The organism is Paenibacillus sp. 2RAB27 (assembly GCF_052115445.1).
Classification (GTDB): Bacteria; Bacillota; Bacilli; order Paenibacillales; family NBRC-103111; genus Paenibacillus_E.
Map to the genome: position 1 here is coordinate 1 of NZ_JBFRGR010000092.1, position 1,565 is coordinate 1,565.

Annotated in this window: 1 protein-coding gene; it reads left to right on the top strand. The window is 41.6% G+C overall.

The window, feature by feature from the left end; translation table 11 throughout:
• Positions 1 to 108 precede the first annotated feature (108 nt).
• Complete coding sequence (locus AB4114_RS35730; RefSeq protein ID WP_441992674.1) at positions 109 to 1,542, top strand: IS1182 family transposase; 1,434 nt, start codon at positions 109 to 111, stop codon at positions 1,540 to 1,542.
• Positions 1,543 to 1,565: the final 23 nt, after the last annotated feature.

Sequence of the window (1,565 nt, forward strand, 5' to 3'; positions counted from 1 at the left end):
CAGACTGTCGAGAAAGTCTCGACAGTCTTTATTATTTTCTTTTTAGTTCATCACATTACCGCGTTAATTTGGTATAATATAAGTATACTCTTGAAAGTGGTGAACCTCATGCTTCGCTCTAAACCGAATGACCCTCAATTAGACTATGAACTCGTTTGTATTGATTTAATGGTTCCACAAAACCATTTACTCCGCCATATAGCTGCTCATATTGATTTTACATTTATTATTGATATCGTTCGTCCTTTTTACAGCGATAATCATGGGCGGCCTTCAATTGATCCTATCCTACTCTTTAAAATGATGTTTATTGGCTATTTATACGGCATTCGTTCGGAGCGCCAACTCGAGCAAGAAATCAATTTAAATATCGGTTACCGTTGGTTTTTAGGACTTGGACTCTCTCAAAAAGCACCGGATCACACCACGATTAGCTGGAATCGTCGAACTCGGTTTAAAGATACGAATGTGTTTCAGGATATTTTTGATGAGATTGTTCGACTTGCCATTGAACATCGGATGGTTGCAGGTCGTGTGCTGATTACAGACTCCACGCATATTAAAGCAAGAGCCAGTAAAAACAAGTACACCATGCAAACGGTGGAGCAAACACCTCATGAATACACACTAGAACTGGATCAAGCTGTAGACAAAGATCGAGAACTCCATGGAAAAAAGCAACTGGAGCGCAAGGAGGAGGTGAATGAGACAAAGCAAATGAAAGTAAGCACGACGGATCCAGACAGTGGATATATGATGCGTAAAGGTAAACCAGAAGGCTTCTTTTACTTGGATCATCGCACGGTTGATCATAAATTCAACATTATTACGGATGTGTACGTGACAAAAGGAAATGTGAATGACTCCGTTGTTTATATCGAACGTTTACAGCACCAAGTTGAAAAGTTCGGATTTAAAGATACACTCGAGGCCGTAGCTCTAGACTCCGGCTACTTCACTCCGCACATTTGTAAAGAGACATTAACTATGGGTATGTATCCCGTTATTGGAGGACGCGCAACGACATCAACTTTGGAGGGAATGTCGAAGGAGCGGTTCGTTTTTGATGCGGAGAAAAATGTGTATATCTGTCCAAAGGGACAGGAGTTACATTACACCACCACGAACCGACAAGGTTACCGCGAGTATTCATCAAATGCTAAACAATGCCAAGATTGCCCTGTACTTACAAATTGTACAACATCAAAGAACCACACTCGAAAAATTCAGAGACATATTTGGGAAAACCACAAAGAGCAAGTAGCAAAAAACAGGAATAGTGTCGCAGGAAAAAAACTGTACCGACTTCGGTGCCAAACGATTGAGCGAAGTTTCGCGGATGCCAAAGAGCTCCATGGACTTCGCTGTTCGCTGTTACGGGGGCGAACGAATATGCAGGAAAAAGCACTTATGACAGCAGTAGCACAAAACATAAAAAAGATCGCCCGACAGCTTGCGAAGTGCGCAAACAAAAGGGGGATCTTTTTTATTGCATGTAAATATGCGTGGAAAGCAAATTGGAGGGTATTGAAAGTTTCATGAAAGCGCTTTACTCGACAGCCTGA